The following is a 16,878-nucleotide window of genomic DNA, read 5'->3' as shown; positions in this document are numbered from 1 at the left end:
GTTTCAAGATCCTCCCCGTCCCGGGAGGATCCGTTGTTCAGCCCACCATTTCCAACGCCTCCCGGCAATCGTCCGCGCACTCGCGGCATGCCGCGACGCACATGCGGCAATGTGCATTGTCGTGCTTCTCGCATTCGGCGGCGCAGGCCTCGCAGGTTTCGATGCAGGCACGCAGGATTGCCCGCATCGCCACCGCATTCTCGCCCGTCTGACGCACCGCCAGACGCGCCGTCAGGGTACAGACGTCGGCGCAATCGAGGCAGACCCGGATGCATTGGCCCATGTCCATCGCCTCGCCCGAACAGGCATCGGCACAGACGGTGCAGGTGATCGCGCAGTCGAGCGCCTTGCGCGCCGCCTCGGCCAACGGCTCGTTGATATGGCCGCCGGCAGCGGGGTGGGCTGCCATCATCTTGCGTATCGACATGGGGTTCCTCTCCCGGTGTGATTGAACCGAACGGTAGGCCCGATACGCGGTTCCCGCAAATCGCTTGAGCGGTGCGGCTGGCGGGGCTAGGTTCGCATTTCGTTCCGGTTAGAGGACAAGATGGACGCAGGCATTTCCATTCTGCTGGCGCTGGTCGCGCTGGCCGCAGGCCTCGCGATCGGCTGGCTGCTGGCCGCGCGCAACACCGCCGCGATCAGAAGCGAACGCGACCGGCTCGACGAGCGCGCCGCGCAGGCGGATGGGCTGCGCAAGACGCTTGATCAGGTCTCGCGCGAGCGCGATCTTGCCCAGCGCGAGCTGGCGGCCGAGCGCGCCACCGCGAGCGAGCGTGGCGCCGGCTTCGAGCGAAGCATGAAGGAATTGCGCGAGGCCAAGGAGGCTCTATCCGCCCAGTTCAACGAGGTCGGCGCAAAATTGCTCGCCGATGCCCAGCGCCAGTTCCTCGATCGCGCCGACCAGCGCTTCGCCCAAGCGAACGAGAAAGGCGAGGCGCAGCTCAAGGCGTTGCTGACCCCGGTCGAGACCACTCTCAAGCGCTACGAGGAAGGGCTGGTCCGGGTCGAGAAGGATCGCGCCGACAGCTATGGCGCGCTCAAGGAGGCGGTGACCCAGCTCGCACAAGGTAATGAGGTCGTCCGGCGCGAAACCGCGCGGCTGACCAACGTATTGCGATCGAGCCCGAAGCATCGCGGGCGCTGGGGCGAAGAGCAGTTGCGCAATATCCTCCACTCGGCCGGCCTGGCAGAGAATGTCGATTTCGAGATGGAGGTCTCGGTCAATGACGGCGAGCGCCAGCTACGCCCCGATTGCGTCATCAAGCTACCCGGCAATCGCAGCATCGTCATCGATGTAAAATGCCCGCTCGTCGCGTTCGAGCAGGCGTTCGACGAGGAGGATGAGACGCGCCGCGCCGAGTTGCTGCTCGCCCATGCCAATGCGATGCGCAGCTACGCGGCGGATCTGGGGCGCAAGAGCTATTGGCGCCAGTTCGATCCCTCGCCCGAATTCGTGATCATGTTCATCCCCGGCGAGCATTTCCTGTCGGCGGCGGCCGAACGGGCCCCTGAACTGATCGAACAGGCGTTCCGCGGCGGCGTGGTGATCGCCTCGACGATCAATATGCTGGCACTCGCCAAGGTGATGGCGGGCATGTGGCGCGAGGAAGCCCTGACCCAGCAGGCCAAGGAGATCGGCGAGGCCGGCAAGGAACTCTACAAGCGCCTGTCGACAATGGCCGGGCACGTCCAGAAGCTTGGCCGCAATCTCAGCCAGGCGACGGGGGCCTATAATGATTTCGTCGGTTCGCTCGAGAGCCAAGTGCTGACCCAGGCCAAACGCTTCGAAGCCTTCAAGGTGGATACGGGCGGCAAGTCGATCGAAGCGATGCCGGTGGTGGACATCACGGTCCGGCCGCTGACCAAGCTTATTCCGGTCGAGGCGACAGAATGAAACAGCCGTCGCCCCTGCGGAGGCAGGGGCCTATGTCTCGCCACGAAAGACGCCGTTTGACGCGATAGAGATGGGCCCCTGCCTCCGCAGGGGCGACGCGATCAGTGAACGAACCGGGCCACCACATCGCGATACGACCGGCTTACCTTCACCTGCGCGCCCGAGCCCAGCACCAGGAAGCACTCGCCATTGGTGTGCGGCTTCACCTGCTTGACCAGGTCAAGATTGACGATGGTCGAGCGGTGGATGCGCTGGAAGCGGCGCGGATCGAGGCGCTTTTCGAGGTCCTTCATCGTCTCGCGCAGGATGAGGGTGTTGTCGCCGGTATAGATGCACATGTAATCGCCGGCCGCGTCGATGCGCTCGATCGTATCGACATCGACGCGGAATATCTGACCGCGATCCTTGATGTTGATGAGCTTTTCGTAGCGGTTCGATGCCGGCGCTTCGGCGCTCTCGGGGATAGCGTCCGCCGCTTCGGGCGCATGCTCGGCGAGCACTTCCTTGAGCTGCACCACTTCATCGGCGGCGCGCTTTTCGGACAAGCGCTGGCGCACGCGCTCGAGCGTGTCGGCAAGACGATCGGTATCGACCGGCTTCATCAGATAATCGACCGCCCCCGCCTCGAACCCGCGCAGCGCGTGGTCGGAATAGGCCGTCACGAACACGAAGAGCGGCGGCTCGACTTCCATCAGGCCCGATACGACCGAGAAACCGTCGAAGCCCGGCATCTGGATATCGAGAAAGACGAGATCGGGCTTGTGGGTCTTGATCGCGCGGATCGCCTCACGGCCATTGGTGCAGGTTTCGATAATCTCGACGTCCTCGTGCGGCTGCAGGCGAAGCTGCAGGCCCTGGATGGCGAGCGGCTCATCGTCGACGAGGATGGTGCGGATCGTCATATGTGCGTGTCCTTGAATTCATCGCGCCTGATAGGGGATGTCGATCGTTACGGCGAAACCGTCGGGACTGGCGCTAGTCTCAAAGCGATGATCCAAGCCATAGGCCTGCGCCAGCCTGTCCCTTATGTTTGCCAAGCCGACGCCGGTGGAACTGGGTCTCGCCCCCCGTCGTTCGTGCCTGATGTCGATCCTGGCCCGGTGTCGCTGACCGTGATGTGAACACGGTTGCCGATCCGCTGCGCGATTACTGCTATATCCGCTCCCTCTTCCTTAGGCGTGACCGCGTATTTCACGGCATTTTCCACCAGCGGCTGCAGCAAAAGGGCCGGCAGGCATGCTTCCGCGACCGATGGATCGACATCGAAACGCACGCGCAAACGATCTTCGAAGCGCATTTTCTCGATATCGAGATAGAGTTTCAACGTCTCCACCTCCTGCGCGACGGTCATCTCGCCTTCGGGCTCGCTCACCAGCGTATAACGCAGAAACGAGGCCAGACGCGAGAGCATCGCATTGGCACGCTCGGTCTGCTTGAGGAGCACCAGCGTCGAGATCGAGTTCAACGTGTTGAACAGGAAGTGCGGATTGAGCTGGTAGCGCAGCATCGCCAGTTGCGCCGACGACGCCTGACTTTCCAGCCGCACGAGTTGCACACGCTGTTCTTCGGCGAGGATATAGAAATTGATGCCGTAATAGAGTGCCGACCAGGCCGCGAGCAGCGAGAAATCGAGCAGGATGGCGGAGAGGAACTGGATGCCTTCTGGCATCGGCCCCGTCCGGTAGAAGGTGGCATGCGCCCAGGTCTCGATCGAGGAGAAGGCGGCAGCGGCCAGCCCCAGGATCAGGATCGAAACCGTCCAGGTCACGGCGGGCGGCATGCGGAACAGGCGCCGATAGGCGGCCGCCATCAGCAGGGTCAGCGAATAGCCGGTCGCGGTCGTGAGTGCGGTCGGCACGATAAACAGCCAACCCATCGCGTTGGCGATACCGCCGAGCGCGCGCAGCACGAAATACCCTGTCCATCCCGCCGACTGGAGAGTCCAGAACGCGCGGTTCTTGTCCTCGAAAAAGGGGCGGGAACGGAGCTGCGGCGTCGCCATGGGTGCGCGCTTCTACCCAAGAAGCCGGTCCGCCGCCACCCGGCTTGCCCAAACAGCATCCTGCCGCAGCGCAGCCTCGGCTGAACGCCGAATAAATAGCCAATTCCCGCTTCATTCATCCGAATCGTGCTTAAAGCGTTGCAGCTTCTAGAGCCGCCCCGGCGGCAAGATGGAGAGTGTTATGCGTAAGATCTTCACTGCTTCGGCCGCCGCTCTGGCGCTGGCTGCATCGACCGTCGCGGCTGTCGCCCCTGCGGATGCACAGCGCTGGCATGGCGGCTATGGCGGTTATCGCGGTCATTATCATGGTGGCGGCGGCGCCGGCTGGGCCGTCGGAGCGGGCATACTGGGCCTTGCCGCCGGTGCCGCGATCGCATCGAACCACGGCTATTACCGCGGCTACCCCGCCGGTTATTACGACTATGGTCCCGGCTATTACGCCCCGCCCCCGGGCTATTATTATGGCGGCCCCGCTTATTGCCGGACCGACTGGCGCTGGGATGGATGGGCACACCGTTATGTGCGGGTCCGCTATTGCGATTGAGCCAAGGCTTACTATCTGAATCCGACGAGTTGCCGCAGCGTCCTTATCCCCCCTTGGGACGCAGCGGCCGGCCCCGATCCGAAGCGAGGTTTCCCCCTTCCTCGCCCGATCGGGACCAAATGGCGGGCGGCCGGGAAATCGGCCGCCCGCTTTCTTTTTGCGCGATATCCCTGAATAAGAAGCCTTGATGCGCTTGCCCGCTTTCACCGGCCTGATGGTGGCCATGGCCCTACTAGGTGGCTGCCATCGCGACGGCGATAACGGCGCGATCGAAGCGAGCGTGATCGCGCCAGCGCCGACAACAGGCGTGAAATCGCCCCTTGCGACCTTGCTCACCGATGCGACCAGCATGGGGCTGGTACGGCTCGATCGCGATGGGCAGGTGATCGCAGGGGCCGCCGCGCGCTGGGCGATCCTGGATGACGGGCTCGATTATATCTTTCGCATCGACGATGGTGCCGGCGTGCCTGCGCGCGAGATTGCTCGACGGCTGCGGGCAGCGGTGCGGATGCGCAAGGACGCGCCCGAGCGCGCATTAGTGGATGCGATCGAATTGATCCAGGCGGTGACGGGCACCGTCGTCGAAATCCGCCTGTCGGTCCCGCAGCCCGATCTGCTGATGCTGCTCGCCCGGCCCGACTATAGCGTCGGCGCCCATGGCGCGATGCAGGCGCAACCCGGCCCGGCCGGCACGATATCGTTGCGGCCCGCACCGGGGATCGAGCCGCGCCCCCAAACCGTGCTGATCCACGCCGAGCCGGCACCGGGCGCGGTCGCGCGCTTCATGAAGGGCCAGTCCGATATCGTGCTCGGGGGCACGTTCGACGATCTGCCGGTGGCGCGCGCGGCAGAGCCCAAAAAACGCATGCTCCGCTTCGATCCCGCAGCCGGCCTGTTCGGGCTCGTCCTGCGCAATTCGGCCAGCGCGGCCGCCGCGCCGGCGCTGCGTCGCGCTCTGTCGCTCGCGCTCGATCGCGATCGCATCGTCACCGCGATCGGCGCGACCGGGCTTGCCAAGGCGACGACGCTTGCCGGATCGCAGATCGAACCGGCGCTGGTCGATCGGCGCACCGAGGCTGCCAAGCTGGTCGCCGGTGGGCACCCGGCGCTCAGGATCGCGCTTCCTGCAGGGCCGGGCGCGGATATCCTGTTCAGGCTGATTGCCGAGGATTGGACCAGCATCGGCGTCGTTGCGACCCGGGTCGCGCCCGATGCCCCGGCCGACCTCGCGCTCGTCGACGCCGTGACCTCGCCCGGCACGCGTCACGCGCTGGCCTGCGCGCTGAGCGCCGGCTGCGATCCCCGCGACCGGCTGGCGCTGATCGACCCGCCTTATATCCCGATCGCCGCCCCGGTGCGCTGGTCGCTCGTGGCGCGGCGGCTCGATCGGTTCGTCGAGAACGATCTCGCCGCGCATCCGCTCGATCGGCTGCTCACGCGCTGACAACAGGAAAGACATCGCCTTGCCCAAACCGGAACCAACGCCGCGCTCACGCGATCAAGCAGGCATGAGCGTCAAGCCCACCCCCTTCAACGCCCTCACCGATCGCCTCCCCGGCCTCGGGACCGATCCTACGGCCGTGCGCAAGCGGATCGAGACGATGGAGGCGTTGCTCGAACGCATGTTCGTCATCCCGGGGATCAAGCAACCGATCGGGCTCGATGTGTTACTCGATCTGCTGCCGGTCGCCGGCGATCTGGTCGGCGCCGCTCTCGGTTGCTGGCTGGTGTGGGAAGCCCGCAATCTCGGCATGTCCAAATGGCAGATGGCGCGCATGTTCGGCAATGTGGGTATCGATGCCCTGCTCGGCGCCATCCCTTTCATCGGTGCTATCCCGGATTTCTTCTTCCGTTCGAACACGATGAACCTGAAGATCATAAAGCGTCATCTCGACCGCCACTTCCCTGCGACGGTGACGTTGGAAAATCGCTGACGCTTCCCTTCGCTTTCAGGGGTAGGCTGCCGCTATCATGGCCGGGCGCGGACGATGCCGATTTCGAGATTGACTGAAGACGTCTGACCGATAGCGATCGTCGTCATTCGGCCCCCTGCGAAATTAGCCTCGCCTGTCTTTACCGCCCTCCACCACGCTTGCCCATCCGCGCCTGTTGCGACTTGCCGTAGCGCGTCTGGCGCGTGCCGGGTTTGCCGAGCGTGGAATTGCCGCGGATCGGAACCTTATGCTCCGGCGGCGGCAGACCGAGTTCGTCGGCCTCCAGCTTGCGGATCTCGTCGCGAAGGCGGCCGGCTTCCTCGAATTCGAGATCGGCGGCGGCAGCGCGCATCTTCTTTTCGAGATCCTCGATGTAGGCGCGGAGGTTATGGCCGACCATGTGCGGTGCATCGTCGAGGCCTGTATCGACGGTGACCTGATCGCGAGACGACAGATGGCCGACGATATCGCTGATCGACCGGCGGATCGTCTCCGGCGTGATGCCATTGGCGAGGTTGAATGCCGCCTGCTTCTCGCGCCGGCGCGATGTTTCGAGCATTGCCCGCTCCATCGATCCGGTGACGCGATCGGCGTAGAGGATGACCTTGCCATCCACGTTACGTGCGGCGCGTCCGATCGTCTGGATCAGGCTGGTCTCGGAGCGCAGGAAGCCTTCCTTGTCGGCATCGAGGATCGCGACCAGCCCGCATTCGGGAATGTCGAGGCCCTCGCGCAACAGGTTAATGCCGACCAGCACGTCATAGACGCCCAGCCGCAGATCGCGGATCAGTTCGATGCGCTCCAGCGTCTCGACGTCGGAGTGCATATAGCGGACCTTCATGCCTGCCTCGTGCAGATATTCGGTCAGATCCTCGGCCATGCGCTTGGTCAAAGTCGTGACGAGCGAGCGATAGCCCTTGGCGGCGGTCTGCTTGGCCTCGTAGACGAGATCGTCGACCTGGCTTTCGATCGGCCGCACCTCGACGGGCGGATCGATCAGCCCGGTCGGGCGGATGACCTGCTCGGAGAAGACGCCACCGGTGCGCTCCATCTCCCACGATCCGGGCGTCGCCGAGACGTAGACGGTCTGCGGGCGCATCGCGTCCCACTCGTTGAAGCGCAACGGGCGATTGTCGATGCACGACGGCAGGCGGAAGCCATATTCGGCGAGCGTGATCTTCCGCCGATGGTCGCCGCGCGCCATCCCGCCGATCTGCGGCACCGTCTGGTGGCTCTCGTCGACGAACAGCAACGCGTTTTCGGGCAGATATTCGAACAAGGTCGGCGGCGGCTCGCCCGGCAGGCGGCCGGTGAGAAAGCGGCTGTAATTCTCGATGCCCGCGCAGCTACCGGTCGCGGCGATCATCTCCAGATCGAAATGGGTGCGCTGCTCCAGCCGCTGCGCCTCGAGCAACTTTCCCTCGACCTGCAATTCCTTGAGCCGTTCGGACAGTTCGAACTTGATCGCCTCGGTCGCCTGCTTGAGAGTCGGCCCCGGCGTCACATAGTGGCTGTTAGCATAGACGCGTATCTCGTTGAGATTGGCCGATGTCTTGCCGGTCAGCGGATCGAATTCGGTGATCTGCTCGATCTCGTCGCCAAAGAACGAGACGCGCCAGGCGCTGTCCTCATAATGCGACGGGAAAATCTCGAGATTGTCGCCGCGCACGCGGAAGGTGCCGCGCGCGAAGGCGGCATCGTTGCGCTTGTACTGGAGCGCGACCAGCTTGCGGACGATCTCGCGCTGGTCGACGGTTGCGCCTTTCTTCAGATCGAAGATCATCGCCGAATAGGTTTCGACCGAACCGATACCGTAGAGGCACGAGACCGACGCCACGATCAGCACATCGTCGCGCTCCAGCAGCGAGCGGGTGGCCGAGTGGCGCATCCGGTCGATCGCCTCGTTCACCGAGCTTTCCTTCTCGATGTAGGTATCCGAGCGGGCGACATAGGCTTCGGGCTGGTAATAATCGTAATAGCTGACGAAGAACTCGACCGCATTGTCGGGGAAGAAGCTCTTGAACTCGCCGTAGAGCTGGGCCGCGAGGATCTTGTTGGGGGCAAGGATGAGCGCCGGGCGCTGCAACTCCTCGATCACCTTGGCCATGGTGAAGGTCTTGCCCGATCCGGTCACGCCCAGCAGCACCTGATCGCGCTCGCCTTGACGCGCCTGATCCACCAGTTCGGCAATCGCGGTCGGCTGATCGCCCGCGGGTTGATAATCCGCCACGATGCGGAACGGCTTGCCCGGTTGACTCTTGGCCGGCCGCTCGGGCCGATGCGGGATGAAGCTCTGCCCCGTCTCGGGCTCGTCGAGCGAAGTACGGATCTGAATCGCCATGCCTGACATATGGGGCATGGACGCGGTTTGTTCCAGCGGAGAAGAACTTTTAAGGCAATAGTAGCTCGGCCGTCAGCCCATGTGGATCGGTGGTGCTCAATACCAGCCGGCCGCCATGGTTCGCAGCGATGCTACCGGCAATGGCGAGGCCCAGCCCGCTCCCGCCAGTAGCGCGGTTGCGCGATTTTTCGAGACGGTAGAAGGGCTGGAGTACCTGATCGAACTGATCCGGCGGAATGCCCGGGCCGTGATCGACCACCCGGATATACGTCCCCCCTGCCCCCTGCCCGACCGACACCTCGGCACCGCCGCCATAGACGATCGCATTCTCGATCAGGTTGCGTAGCGCCCGGCGCAGCAGATCGGGCTGGGCGCGGACGATGGCGCGGGAGCTATCGATAAACGACACTTGCTGTCCAAGATCGCGCAACTCCTCGACCACGCTATCGGCCAAAGCCGCGACATCGACGGGGCGCAAATCCTCGCGCGCACGGCCGGTGCGGGCGAGGACCAGGATATCCTCCAGCATCGCCGTCATCTCGGCGATCTTCGCGATCGCGGCCTCGCGTTCCTCATCGGGCTCCATGCTCTCCACGCGGATGCGCAGCGAGGCCAGCGGCGTGCGCAGATCGTGCCCGATCGCGCCGAGCATGCGATCCTTCTCGTCAAGCAAGGCCTCGACCCGCCGATTCATCGCATTGAACGCCTCGATTGCCTGGCGCAGATCGGCGGGTCCGCTCGGCGTAACTGCTACCGAGACCGTCCGGCCGCCGAAGGCGCTCGCCGCCAGCGTGAGGCTGCGCAGCGGGCGGGCGATCCGCATCGCGATCCAGATCGTCGCCCCGAGCACGAGCAAATAGAGCAGCAAAGTAGCCGCCCCAAGCCGGACCGCCAGCCAGGGATCGCGTTTGGGCACATAGAGGCTCGCCGTAAGCCATTGGGATGTCTTGCCGACGAATGCCAGGCGAATGACCTGAACATCGCGCTGGCGGCCGCCCCGCCCCTGCGGCTTCGCGACGGTCGCTCGAACGTCCTTCGCTACCAACCCAACATCGCCGAGCCCGGAGCGCAAGCGCGCCTCCAGATCGCGATCGCGGTCCGCGTCCGCAATGCCGCTGTCCTTTTGGTAGGCAAAGCGCGCGCCCCGATGCGAAGCGTCGGCGATCACCGCCGACCGGAATTCGGGGGCCGCCTGATCGAGATCTGCGGCTGTGCCGGCGAAGCGCACGATCGCCGGCCCCTGATTTTCGGCTAGGCTCAGTTTCTGGCGCTCGTTGAGGATCAACGCGAAATTAGCGAGTTGGGCGACGAGCAACGCCAGCCCTAGCAGCACTGCCATCTGGCCGCCGAGGCTGCGGGGAAACAGCTTCATAGCCAACGGACTTCGCAGCTCAGCATATAGCCGCCGCCCCATACGGTCTTGATCAGTTGCGGATCCGAAGGATCGCTCTCAACCTTGCGGCGCAAACGACTGATCTGATTATCGATACTACGCTCGAAAGCGGCGAGCTCACGCCCCTGCGCAAGATCGAGCAACTGGTCTCGGCTCAGCACGCGGCGCGGATGCGTCACCAAAGCGTGAAGCAGATTATATTCCCCGGTCGAAAGCGGGGTGGCCACGCCGTCGACATCGATCAGTTCGCGATTGCCGGTGTTCAACACCCATTGGCCGAAAGCGAAGCCCTCCGCATCGGGGGCATGGACCGGCGCCGTTCCCGAGGTGCGACGGAGCACCGCCTTGATGCGGGCGAGCAGTTCGCGCGGTGAGAAGGGTTTGGTGACGTAATCGTCGGCACCGATCTCGAGCCCGATGATGCGGTCCATCTCCTCCACCTTGGCGGTCAGCAGGATGATCGGCATTTTGGTGGTCGCGCGGACAAATCCAGCGAACGCCAGCCCGTCCTCGCCGGGCATCATGATATCGAGCAATATCAGATCGATCGCATGGACCGCGATGACTTCACGCGCGGCAGCGGCGTCGGCGGCCTTGGTCACCCGCATCCCGTTCTTGCCGAGATAGGAGGCGAGCGGATCGCGGATGTCGCGTTCGTCGTCGACGATCAGGATATGGGGTTCGGCGGCCATGATGAGGGTCTAGCGGCTCCGGTGGAAATGCGAAGGCCCCGAGACATGTGTCCCGGGGCCCTCCTTTCGACTTAGCGGATTGCGTTCGCCAGTACCGAGGCGACGATCCCGCTGGTGATGCCGACCAGGACCGCATCGTTACCCGACTGGACCCAGCGATAGCCACGCGGCGCATCGTGCAGGCGATAGACACGCGGGCTCTGGATCACCCGGTAATTGTAGGCATAGCGGCTATCGAAACGCTGGCCGCGATTCCAGTTGCGGTATTCGACGCGGTCGTGGCGATCATGACGATCGAAGCGGTCGCCGCGATCGAACCGGTTGCCCGCGCGGTCCGGACGGCCATCGCGGTCATGCCGGTCGTAGCGTTGCGCATTGTGGCCACGGTCATCGTTGTTCCAGTTCGGCGCAGCGAGAACAGGGGTGGTCACGATGGTGGCGGCCAGCGCAGCAAGGATGAACTTCTTCACGGACTTTCTCCTTCAAACTGACGCCGTCTCATCGGCGTTGAGGAGAATTTGGCCCCTGACTGTCGCTCACCTATCCCGGCCGGCCGCCGAAATTGTCGCAAATTGTATCAGCGATCACCGATCGCAGACGAGGCGCCCGTCGAGGTTGGCGAGCCGGCCCGAACGGCAATCGCGCACGTCGATCCGCGTATCGCGCCAGCGCCCGCCAATGCCCTGACATTGTGCGAACACCATCGGTCCGCGCATGTCACGGCCGCGGCAGGTTTCGCGCCACGTGCCGCCGGGCATACGGAAACCGCCATCGCCACCACCCCAGCCGGGACCGCCGGGACCGCCGGGACCGCCGCCGGCACAAATGAGCCGGCCGTTATCGTTGCCGATGTCGCCCCGGCAGCCGCGATAGTCGAGCCCGGAGAAACGATAACGGCCGTTCACGTCGCGGCATTGCGCGCTCATCCGGCCGGGGCCTTCGTCCCGGATAGCGTTACAGGTGCGCAGATAGGTCCCGGGCGGGGCGGCATGAGCAGGAAGTGCCGGCAGCGTCGCCGCCGCCATCGATAGTCCAACCGTCAAAAGCATCGCGCGCATGGCCCACTCCTGTTGCTGCCGCCGGATCATTCGTCCGGTCTGCGTAACGATCAGTGCGCCGCACCGATCCACTTGTCCATCCAACCGAACACTTCACCATACCATTGCAGCGAATTCTTCGGCTTCAGCACCCAGTGATTCTCGTCCGGGAAGATCAACAGACGCGACGGGATCTCACGCCGCTGGAGCGCGGTGAAGGCCGCCAGCCCTTGCGTATAGGGAATGCGGAAATCCTTCTCGCTCGTGATGACGAGCTGCGGCGTCTTCCACCTGTCGACGAAGTTGACCGGATTCCATTTCTCGAACGCAGCCGGATCCTGGAAATAGGCCTTGCCGCCATGCTCCCATTCGTCGAACCACAGCTCTTCGGTTTCGTAGGCCATGGCGCGCGCGTCGAACACGCCGTCATGCTGAACGATGCACTTGAACCGATCGGGCCAATTGCCCTCGATCCAGTTCATCATGTAGCCGCCATACGACCCGCCAAGCGCGCAGGCATTGTCCGCATCAAGGAAATCAAAGTGATCGGTCGCATATTTGAGGCCGAGCTTGAGATCGGTGAGCGGCTTGCCGCCCCAATCCTTGTTGATCGCATCGGTAAAGGCTTGGCCATATCCCTGGCTTGCATGAAAATCGACCGACACCACGGCAAAGCCATGGCCGGCCCATGCCATCGGGTTCCAGCGATACGACCACGCCTCGCCGAACGTACCCTGCGGACCGCCATGGACGAGGAAGGCGATCGGCGCCTTGGTGCCGGCCGGCAGGGTCGCGGGGCGCATCGTGAAGCCCCATACCGTATCGCCATTCGCGCCCTTGAAATTGAAGCGCGTGACGGTCGGCAGGTCGACCCCGGCGAGCTTGGCGGCGTTGACCGAGGTCAGGCGCGTGACCTTCCCGTTCTCGTCCCAGCGCCACAGATCGGCCGGCGCGGTCAGCGTGTCGAGCGAGTAGACCATGCCGCCCTTGGCGAGCGGCGCCACGCTGGCGACATGCCCCGCCCCCGTCAGCCGATGGACCTTGCCGTCGCCGATATCGACCCGATAGGCCGGGTGATCGAGTATATCGTCGACGGTGACGATCAGGCTCGCCGAATTGGACGCCCAATCGATCGACGCGATCGAACGATCCCACGCCTCGGACACGGCGCGGACCTGTCCGGTCGCGATCTCGCGCAGCATCAGCACCTGGCGATCGGCCTCGTAGCCGGGCCGCTTCATCGCCGCATATGCCAGCCAGCGGCCATCGGGTGAAACGGCCGGCAAGGTATCGGTCGCCTTGTTGTCGGCAGTCAGGTTGATCGGGGGCGTCGATCCGTCGGCGGGGGCGGCGAAGATATCGAGATTGGTCGACAGCGCCTCGATCCGGCCGGCCTCGCGCAGCGCGAAATAGACGGTCTTGCCGTCGCGGCTCCAGGATATCTCCTCGCCGCCACCCATCGGCTTGGATGGCGTATCCCCGACAAGCCCGCCCTCGATCGCATGACCGGCGCCCGAAGCGATACCGTTCGCCATGGGAATCACGAACAATTGCGATCTTTGTCCGTCCGCCCACGTGTCCCAATGGCGCACGAAGAGTTGGTCGTAGGTGCGACCGCTGCCCTGCTCCTTCGCCTTGGGCGGCTGCTCGTCGGAAAGCGATCTGGCACCGACCGGACGATCCGCCCAGACGAGAATGGCATCGCCCCTGGGCGAGAGCTTGAAGCCGGACAGATCGTAATCGCCGGTCACGCGCACCGGCTCTCCGCCCGTCATCGCGACCCGCCAGACCGCGCTCTTGCCGCCCTTGCGGTTGGAAAGGAAGTAAAGCTGACCGTCGGCGCCAAATGCGGGATCGGTCTCCTCGGCATCTGCCAGAGAGGCGAATTTCTCGGGGCTGGCCGCCTTGGCCTTGAGATCGAGCCGCCACAGATCGTTGCGGCCCTTGTTGGCGGCAAGATCGGTCTCGCGCTGCTGCCAAACCAGCCAGCGGCCGTCGGGCGAGACTTGCGGGGCACTGACCCGGCTGAGCGAAACCATATCCTGCGGTGTGAACGGCCGCGCGAGCCCGGGAAAGGCGACGGTAGCGGCAAACGCCGCGAGCATAAGCTTTTTCATGACGCGGGATTAGCAGCGCGGAGGTAGGACGCAAAGCCACACCCCTGCCCCACCCCGTCATTCCCGCGAAGGCGGGAATCCACAGGGAAGCAAACTCTGTCCCTGGCTGTAGGAGAGCTGGTTCGACCGCGCCGCGTCGAATTTCATGGTTCGGATCTGCGGCCTGGTGGATTCCCGCCTTCGCGGGAATGACGGGTGGGCGGGCCGGGTTACCGCCCCAGAACCCGCGCCACCTCTCTCGCGACGATGCGCTCCACGATCTCCGGGAGATGCGCATCGAGCCATGTCTTCAGCATCGGCCTCAGCATCTCGCGCACCAGGCCATCGAGCGTATTGGCATCGGCTCTCGGGTCGATGCCGATGTTTGCCAGCGCCGCCAGCGCCGCCTTGCTCGCCTCTGCGGTCGCCCCCGAAACGAGACCGCCTTCCCCGGCCGGCTCGCCCAACTCCAGCACGTCCTCGTCCTCTGCGACGGGCTGCGACGGCGGCAATCGGCGCGCTGCCTCGACATCGGCACTGATGACGCGTTTGATGGAGGCGAGGATATCCTCCATAGATTGCTCGGGCGCTTGATCCATGCGCCCGGTTATCGCCTAGTTGCGCGGCACTGTCACGGGTGCCGGCGGCACCAACAGATCCTTCTGCGGCGGCAGCGGCTGGACATCAGCATCGTTCGGCGTCGGGCCGACCGTACGGGTCGCCTGCGGCTTGGGGGTCGGCGCATCGCTCCAGTCGCCCAAACGGTTACGCACATGGCGATAATTCGCGATCGGATCATAGAGCGAGCCGCCGTCGAGACCGAGCGAGGCAGCCTCGGCATGGCCCATCGCGTTGATCAGGTTGAAACCGGCGACATATTGATCGCGCTCGGCGGTGACGAGCGCGACCTGCGAATTGAGCAATTCCTGCTCGGCATTGAGCACGTCGAGTACGGTGCGCGTGCCGGCGCTGTTTTCGGCACGGACGCCCTCCAGCGCGAGCGTGTTGGCGGATACGCCCTCCTGATTGGCGGTGATCGCGGCGGTCGCGGCCTGAAAGATCGCGAAGGCGGCACGCGTGTTGGCGATCAACTGCCGCTCGGTGCTGATGCCCTGCTCCAGCGCCTGACTTTCGGCCGCCTGCGCCTGACGAACACGCGCACCGACAAGCCCACCCTGATAGAGCGGCAAGGTCATCGTCACGCCGACATTGTTCTGCGACACATCCTGGCTCAACCCCGGTGTGTCCTTAGGCAGCCCCAACGCCAGCGCGCGCGTCCCGAGATAATTGTTATAAGCGGTGCCGCCGACCGCCGAGACGGTCGGCAGGCGGGCTGCACGGGCCGTTCGCACGTCATATTGCGCAGCCTGCGTCGTGGCGGTTGCCGACTGCAACGAAGGACTATTATCGAGCGCGATCGCGACGGCTTCGTCGGCGGTCGCCGGCAGCTTCGGCAGAGGCGGCGGGTCCTGGAGATTTTCGGGCCAGGCGCCGACGACGTTGCGATACGCCTCGCGGCTCGAGGTCAGATTGCCTTGCGCGGTGGCGAGCGCGCTGCGCGCCAGGCTGAGCCGCGCTTCCGACTGGGCAACATCGGTGCGGGTGAGGTCACCCACCGCGAAGCGATCGCGGCTCGCCTTCAGGTTGGTGGTCAGGACGTCGACCTGCTTGCGGTTCAGCGCGACGATCGATTGGTCGCGAATCACATTCATGTACGCCGTGACGGTGTCGGTAAAGACGTTGCCCTCGGTGGTGCGCAGATCGGCGCGGCCGCCGATCACCCGCGCCTCGGCGGCATTGATCGCATTCTTGACGCGACCGCCCTGATACAAAGGATAAGACAGGCTGAGCTGCGCGGTGAGCGAGCGGCCACCATTGCCGAGCGACGTCGTGCTGGCGGTGTTCTGGGTCAGACCGGCATTGCCGGTCGCCTGCAACCGGCCATTCGCCTTTGCCAGCGGAACGCCCTCGTCCGTTCCCCGCAACCGCGCGCGCGCGGCGGTCAAGGTCGGACTGGTCGTATAGGTCTGGATGAAGGCGTCGCGCAGCGTTTCCGCATGGACGGGCGCAGTCGCAACGCCCGCCATCAGCAGGCCGATCGTCAGCGAAAGTCGCATCAGAATGTGAATTCCCGCGGTCGCGCGAAACCGGGCAGGACCGGCACCTCGGCATCGGCAAAGCTGATCATGCCGAAGCCGCTGCCCGCCTTGCGGCCGATCGCGAGCCGGGTGACACCATTTTCGATGATCCCGGCCGCGATCCGGCCGCCATCGGCGAGTTGAGCGACGATCGCCACCGGAACTTCCTCGACCGCCCCATCGAACAGGATCAGGTCATAAGGTGCGCCGCCGGCCCAGCCCTGCGCGAGCGCACCTGTCACCGACGTGACGCCGGGGAGCACGGGCACGCCGTCCTCGTCGAGCGCCGTCACCTGCGCGCCGAGTTCGGCTGCGACCGCTGCCGCATAGCCGGTCGTCGCGCCGATGATGAGCATGCGCTCACCGGGACGGATCCGCGCTTCGGTCAACAGCCGGCCCAGCACCATCGGCGCCGGCAGCGCCCGGCCATTGCCGAGCGGCACTGCGGCATCGAGATAGGCCAGATCCGCTTGCGCTTCGGGCACGAAGCGCTCGCGCGGTACCTTGCCCATCGCGACGACCACGCGCGGATCGTTGACGGCGGTGGTCCGAAGCTGGTTAGACACCATCGCGCGGCGCATCTGTTCGAAATTGTGCTCGGTCAAAGTGAGTGCCCCTATCAGGTGTCTTATCTATACAAGACACCGCGAAGATTGCCAAGGCCTTATCGCGCGTGATGGTTAACGCCAAGTATCGCGCGCGGCAGCCTGCCCCCGCATATCAGACAGCAGCATTCGTGCCACATCCGACGTGAGGGTAAGCGTCAAATCGATCTCATTTTACTGTTCACATGCGGACATTCCG

The 16,878-nt window shown here is 64.5% G+C and carries 15 protein-coding genes and 1 pseudogene; 4 read left to right on the top strand and 12 right to left on the bottom strand.

Annotation, left to right across the window (positions count from 1 at the left end):
* Positions 1-37 precede the first annotated feature (37 nt).
* Positions 38-427 carry a four-helix bundle copper-binding protein gene (locus AB4Z44_RS04370; RefSeq protein ID WP_404712846.1) on the bottom strand — a complete coding sequence of 130 codons (390 nt, stop codon included), beginning with the start codon at positions 425-427 and terminating at the stop codon, positions 38-40.
* 120 nt (positions 428-547) lie between these two features.
* Here AB4Z44_RS04370 and rmuC point away from each other — a divergent pair, with 120 nt between their 5' ends.
* Complete coding sequence (gene rmuC / locus AB4Z44_RS04365) at positions 548-1,897, top strand: DNA recombination protein RmuC (RefSeq protein WP_404712845.1); 1,350 nt, start codon at positions 548-550, stop codon at positions 1,895-1,897.
* Positions 1,898-1,998: 101 nt separating this feature from the next.
* Here the strand turns inward: rmuC and AB4Z44_RS04360 are convergent, their stop codons facing one another.
* On the bottom strand, positions 1,999-2,799 hold the full coding sequence (locus AB4Z44_RS04360) for a LytR/AlgR family response regulator transcription factor (RefSeq protein WP_404712844.1): 801 nt from the start codon (positions 2,797-2,799) through the stop codon (positions 1,999-2,001).
* 18 nt (positions 2,800-2,817) lie between these two features.
* Positions 2,818-3,899: pseudogene (locus AB4Z44_RS04355) on the bottom strand (sensor histidine kinase).
* A 181-nt stretch (positions 3,900-4,080) separates the two neighbouring features.
* On the opposite strand from AB4Z44_RS04355, the gene AB4Z44_RS04350 reads away from it, so the two are divergent.
* From AB4Z44_RS04350 to AB4Z44_RS04340, 3 genes are all read left to right on the top strand, one after another.
* Positions 4,081-4,443, top strand: coding sequence for a hypothetical protein (locus AB4Z44_RS04350; RefSeq protein WP_404712843.1), 363 nt, complete (start codon positions 4,081-4,083; stop codon positions 4,441-4,443).
* Between the two features lie 187 nt (positions 4,444-4,630).
* Entirely contained in the window at positions 4,631-5,887 is a 1,257-nt protein-coding gene (locus tag AB4Z44_RS04345) for an ABC transporter substrate-binding protein (RefSeq protein ID WP_404712842.1), read from the top strand.
* Positions 5,888-5,951: 64 nt separating this feature from the next.
* Complete coding sequence (locus AB4Z44_RS04340) at positions 5,952-6,377, top strand: DUF4112 domain-containing protein (RefSeq protein ID WP_404712841.1); 426 nt, start codon at positions 5,952-5,954, stop codon at positions 6,375-6,377.
* A gap of 139 nt (positions 6,378-6,516) precedes the next feature.
* Here the strand turns inward: AB4Z44_RS04340 and uvrB are convergent, their stop codons facing one another.
* The 9 genes from uvrB to AB4Z44_RS04295 form a co-directional block, all read right to left on the bottom strand.
* On the bottom strand, positions 6,517-8,718 hold the full coding sequence (uvrB, locus tag AB4Z44_RS04335) for an excinuclease ABC subunit UvrB (protein WP_404712840.1): 2,202 nt from the start codon (positions 8,716-8,718) through the stop codon (positions 6,517-6,519).
* A 49-nt stretch (positions 8,719-8,767) separates the two neighbouring features.
* Positions 8,768-10,090: an ATP-binding protein gene (locus tag AB4Z44_RS04330; protein ID WP_404712839.1), complete on the bottom strand. Its 1,323-nt coding sequence runs from the start codon at positions 10,088-10,090 to the stop codon at positions 8,768-8,770.
* Positions 10,087-10,803, bottom strand: a complete 717-nt coding sequence (locus tag AB4Z44_RS04325; RefSeq protein ID WP_404712838.1) for a response regulator — start codon at positions 10,801-10,803, stop codon at positions 10,087-10,089. Before AB4Z44_RS04325 ends, AB4Z44_RS04330 begins: the two co-directional genes overlap by 4 nt.
* Before the next feature lie 71 nt (positions 10,804-10,874).
* Positions 10,875-11,273, bottom strand: a complete 399-nt coding sequence (locus AB4Z44_RS04320; RefSeq protein ID WP_404712837.1) for an RcnB family protein — start codon at positions 11,271-11,273, stop codon at positions 10,875-10,877.
* Between the two features lie 114 nt (positions 11,274-11,387).
* A complete protein-coding gene (locus tag AB4Z44_RS04315) occupies positions 11,388-11,861 on the bottom strand; it encodes a hypothetical protein (protein WP_404712836.1) in 474 nt (157 codons plus the stop codon).
* A gap of 50 nt (positions 11,862-11,911) precedes the next feature.
* Positions 11,912-13,957: a prolyl oligopeptidase family serine peptidase gene (locus tag AB4Z44_RS04310; protein ID WP_404712835.1), complete on the bottom strand. Its 2,046-nt coding sequence runs from the start codon at positions 13,955-13,957 to the stop codon at positions 11,912-11,914.
* A 209-nt stretch (positions 13,958-14,166) separates the two neighbouring features.
* Positions 14,167-14,511, bottom strand: coding sequence for a DUF2497 domain-containing protein (locus tag AB4Z44_RS04305; protein ID WP_404712834.1), 345 nt, complete (start codon positions 14,509-14,511; stop codon positions 14,167-14,169).
* A gap of 39 nt (positions 14,512-14,550) precedes the next feature.
* On the bottom strand, positions 14,551-16,053 hold the full coding sequence (locus tag AB4Z44_RS04300) for a TolC family outer membrane protein (RefSeq protein WP_404712833.1): 1,503 nt from the start codon (positions 16,051-16,053) through the stop codon (positions 14,551-14,553).
* Positions 16,053-16,679: a protein-L-isoaspartate O-methyltransferase gene (locus AB4Z44_RS04295; protein WP_404712832.1), complete on the bottom strand. Its 627-nt coding sequence runs from the start codon at positions 16,677-16,679 to the stop codon at positions 16,053-16,055. Before AB4Z44_RS04295 ends, AB4Z44_RS04300 begins: the two co-directional genes overlap by 1 nt.
* Positions 16,680-16,878 lie beyond the last annotated feature (199 nt).

Source organism: Sphingomonas sp. MMS24-J13, assembly GCF_044905095.1.
GTDB lineage: Bacteria > Pseudomonadota > Alphaproteobacteria > Sphingomonadales > Sphingomonadaceae > Sphingomonas_I.
This window is presented reverse-complemented; position numbering and strand designations above follow the sequence as displayed.

Coding starts and splice junctions, on each gene's coding strand:
- AB4Z44_RS04340 (WP_404712841.1), top strand. CDS start 5,952: ATGAGCGTCAAGCCCACCCCCTTCAACGCCCTCACCGATCGCCTCCCC.
- AB4Z44_RS04315 (WP_404712836.1), bottom strand. CDS start 11,861: ATGCGCGCGATGCTTTTGACGGTTGGACTATCGATGGCGGCGGCGACG.
- rmuC (WP_404712845.1), top strand. CDS start 548: ATGGACGCAGGCATTTCCATTCTGCTGGCGCTGGTCGCGCTGGCCGCA.
- AB4Z44_RS04345 (WP_404712842.1), top strand. CDS start 4,631: ATGCGCTTGCCCGCTTTCACCGGCCTGATGGTGGCCATGGCCCTACTA.
- AB4Z44_RS04360 (WP_404712844.1), bottom strand. CDS start 2,799: ATGACGATCCGCACCATCCTCGTCGACGATGAGCCGCTCGCCATCCAG.
- AB4Z44_RS04330 (WP_404712839.1), bottom strand. CDS start 10,090: ATGAAGCTGTTTCCCCGCAGCCTCGGCGGCCAGATGGCAGTGCTGCTA.
- uvrB (WP_404712840.1), bottom strand. CDS start 8,718: ATGGCGATTCAGATCCGTACTTCGCTCGACGAGCCCGAGACGGGGCAG.
- AB4Z44_RS04310 (WP_404712835.1), bottom strand. CDS start 13,957: ATGAAAAAGCTTATGCTCGCGGCGTTTGCCGCTACCGTCGCCTTTCCC.
- AB4Z44_RS04325 (WP_404712838.1), bottom strand. CDS start 10,803: ATGGCCGCCGAACCCCATATCCTGATCGTCGACGACGAACGCGACATC.
- AB4Z44_RS04305 (WP_404712834.1), bottom strand. CDS start 14,511: ATGGAGGATATCCTCGCCTCCATCAAACGCGTCATCAGTGCCGATGTC.
- AB4Z44_RS04350 (WP_404712843.1), top strand. CDS start 4,081: ATGCGTAAGATCTTCACTGCTTCGGCCGCCGCTCTGGCGCTGGCTGCA.
- AB4Z44_RS04370 (WP_404712846.1), bottom strand. CDS start 427: ATGTCGATACGCAAGATGATGGCAGCCCACCCCGCTGCCGGCGGCCAT.
- AB4Z44_RS04300 (WP_404712833.1), bottom strand. CDS start 16,053: ATGCGACTTTCGCTGACGATCGGCCTGCTGATGGCGGGCGTTGCGACT.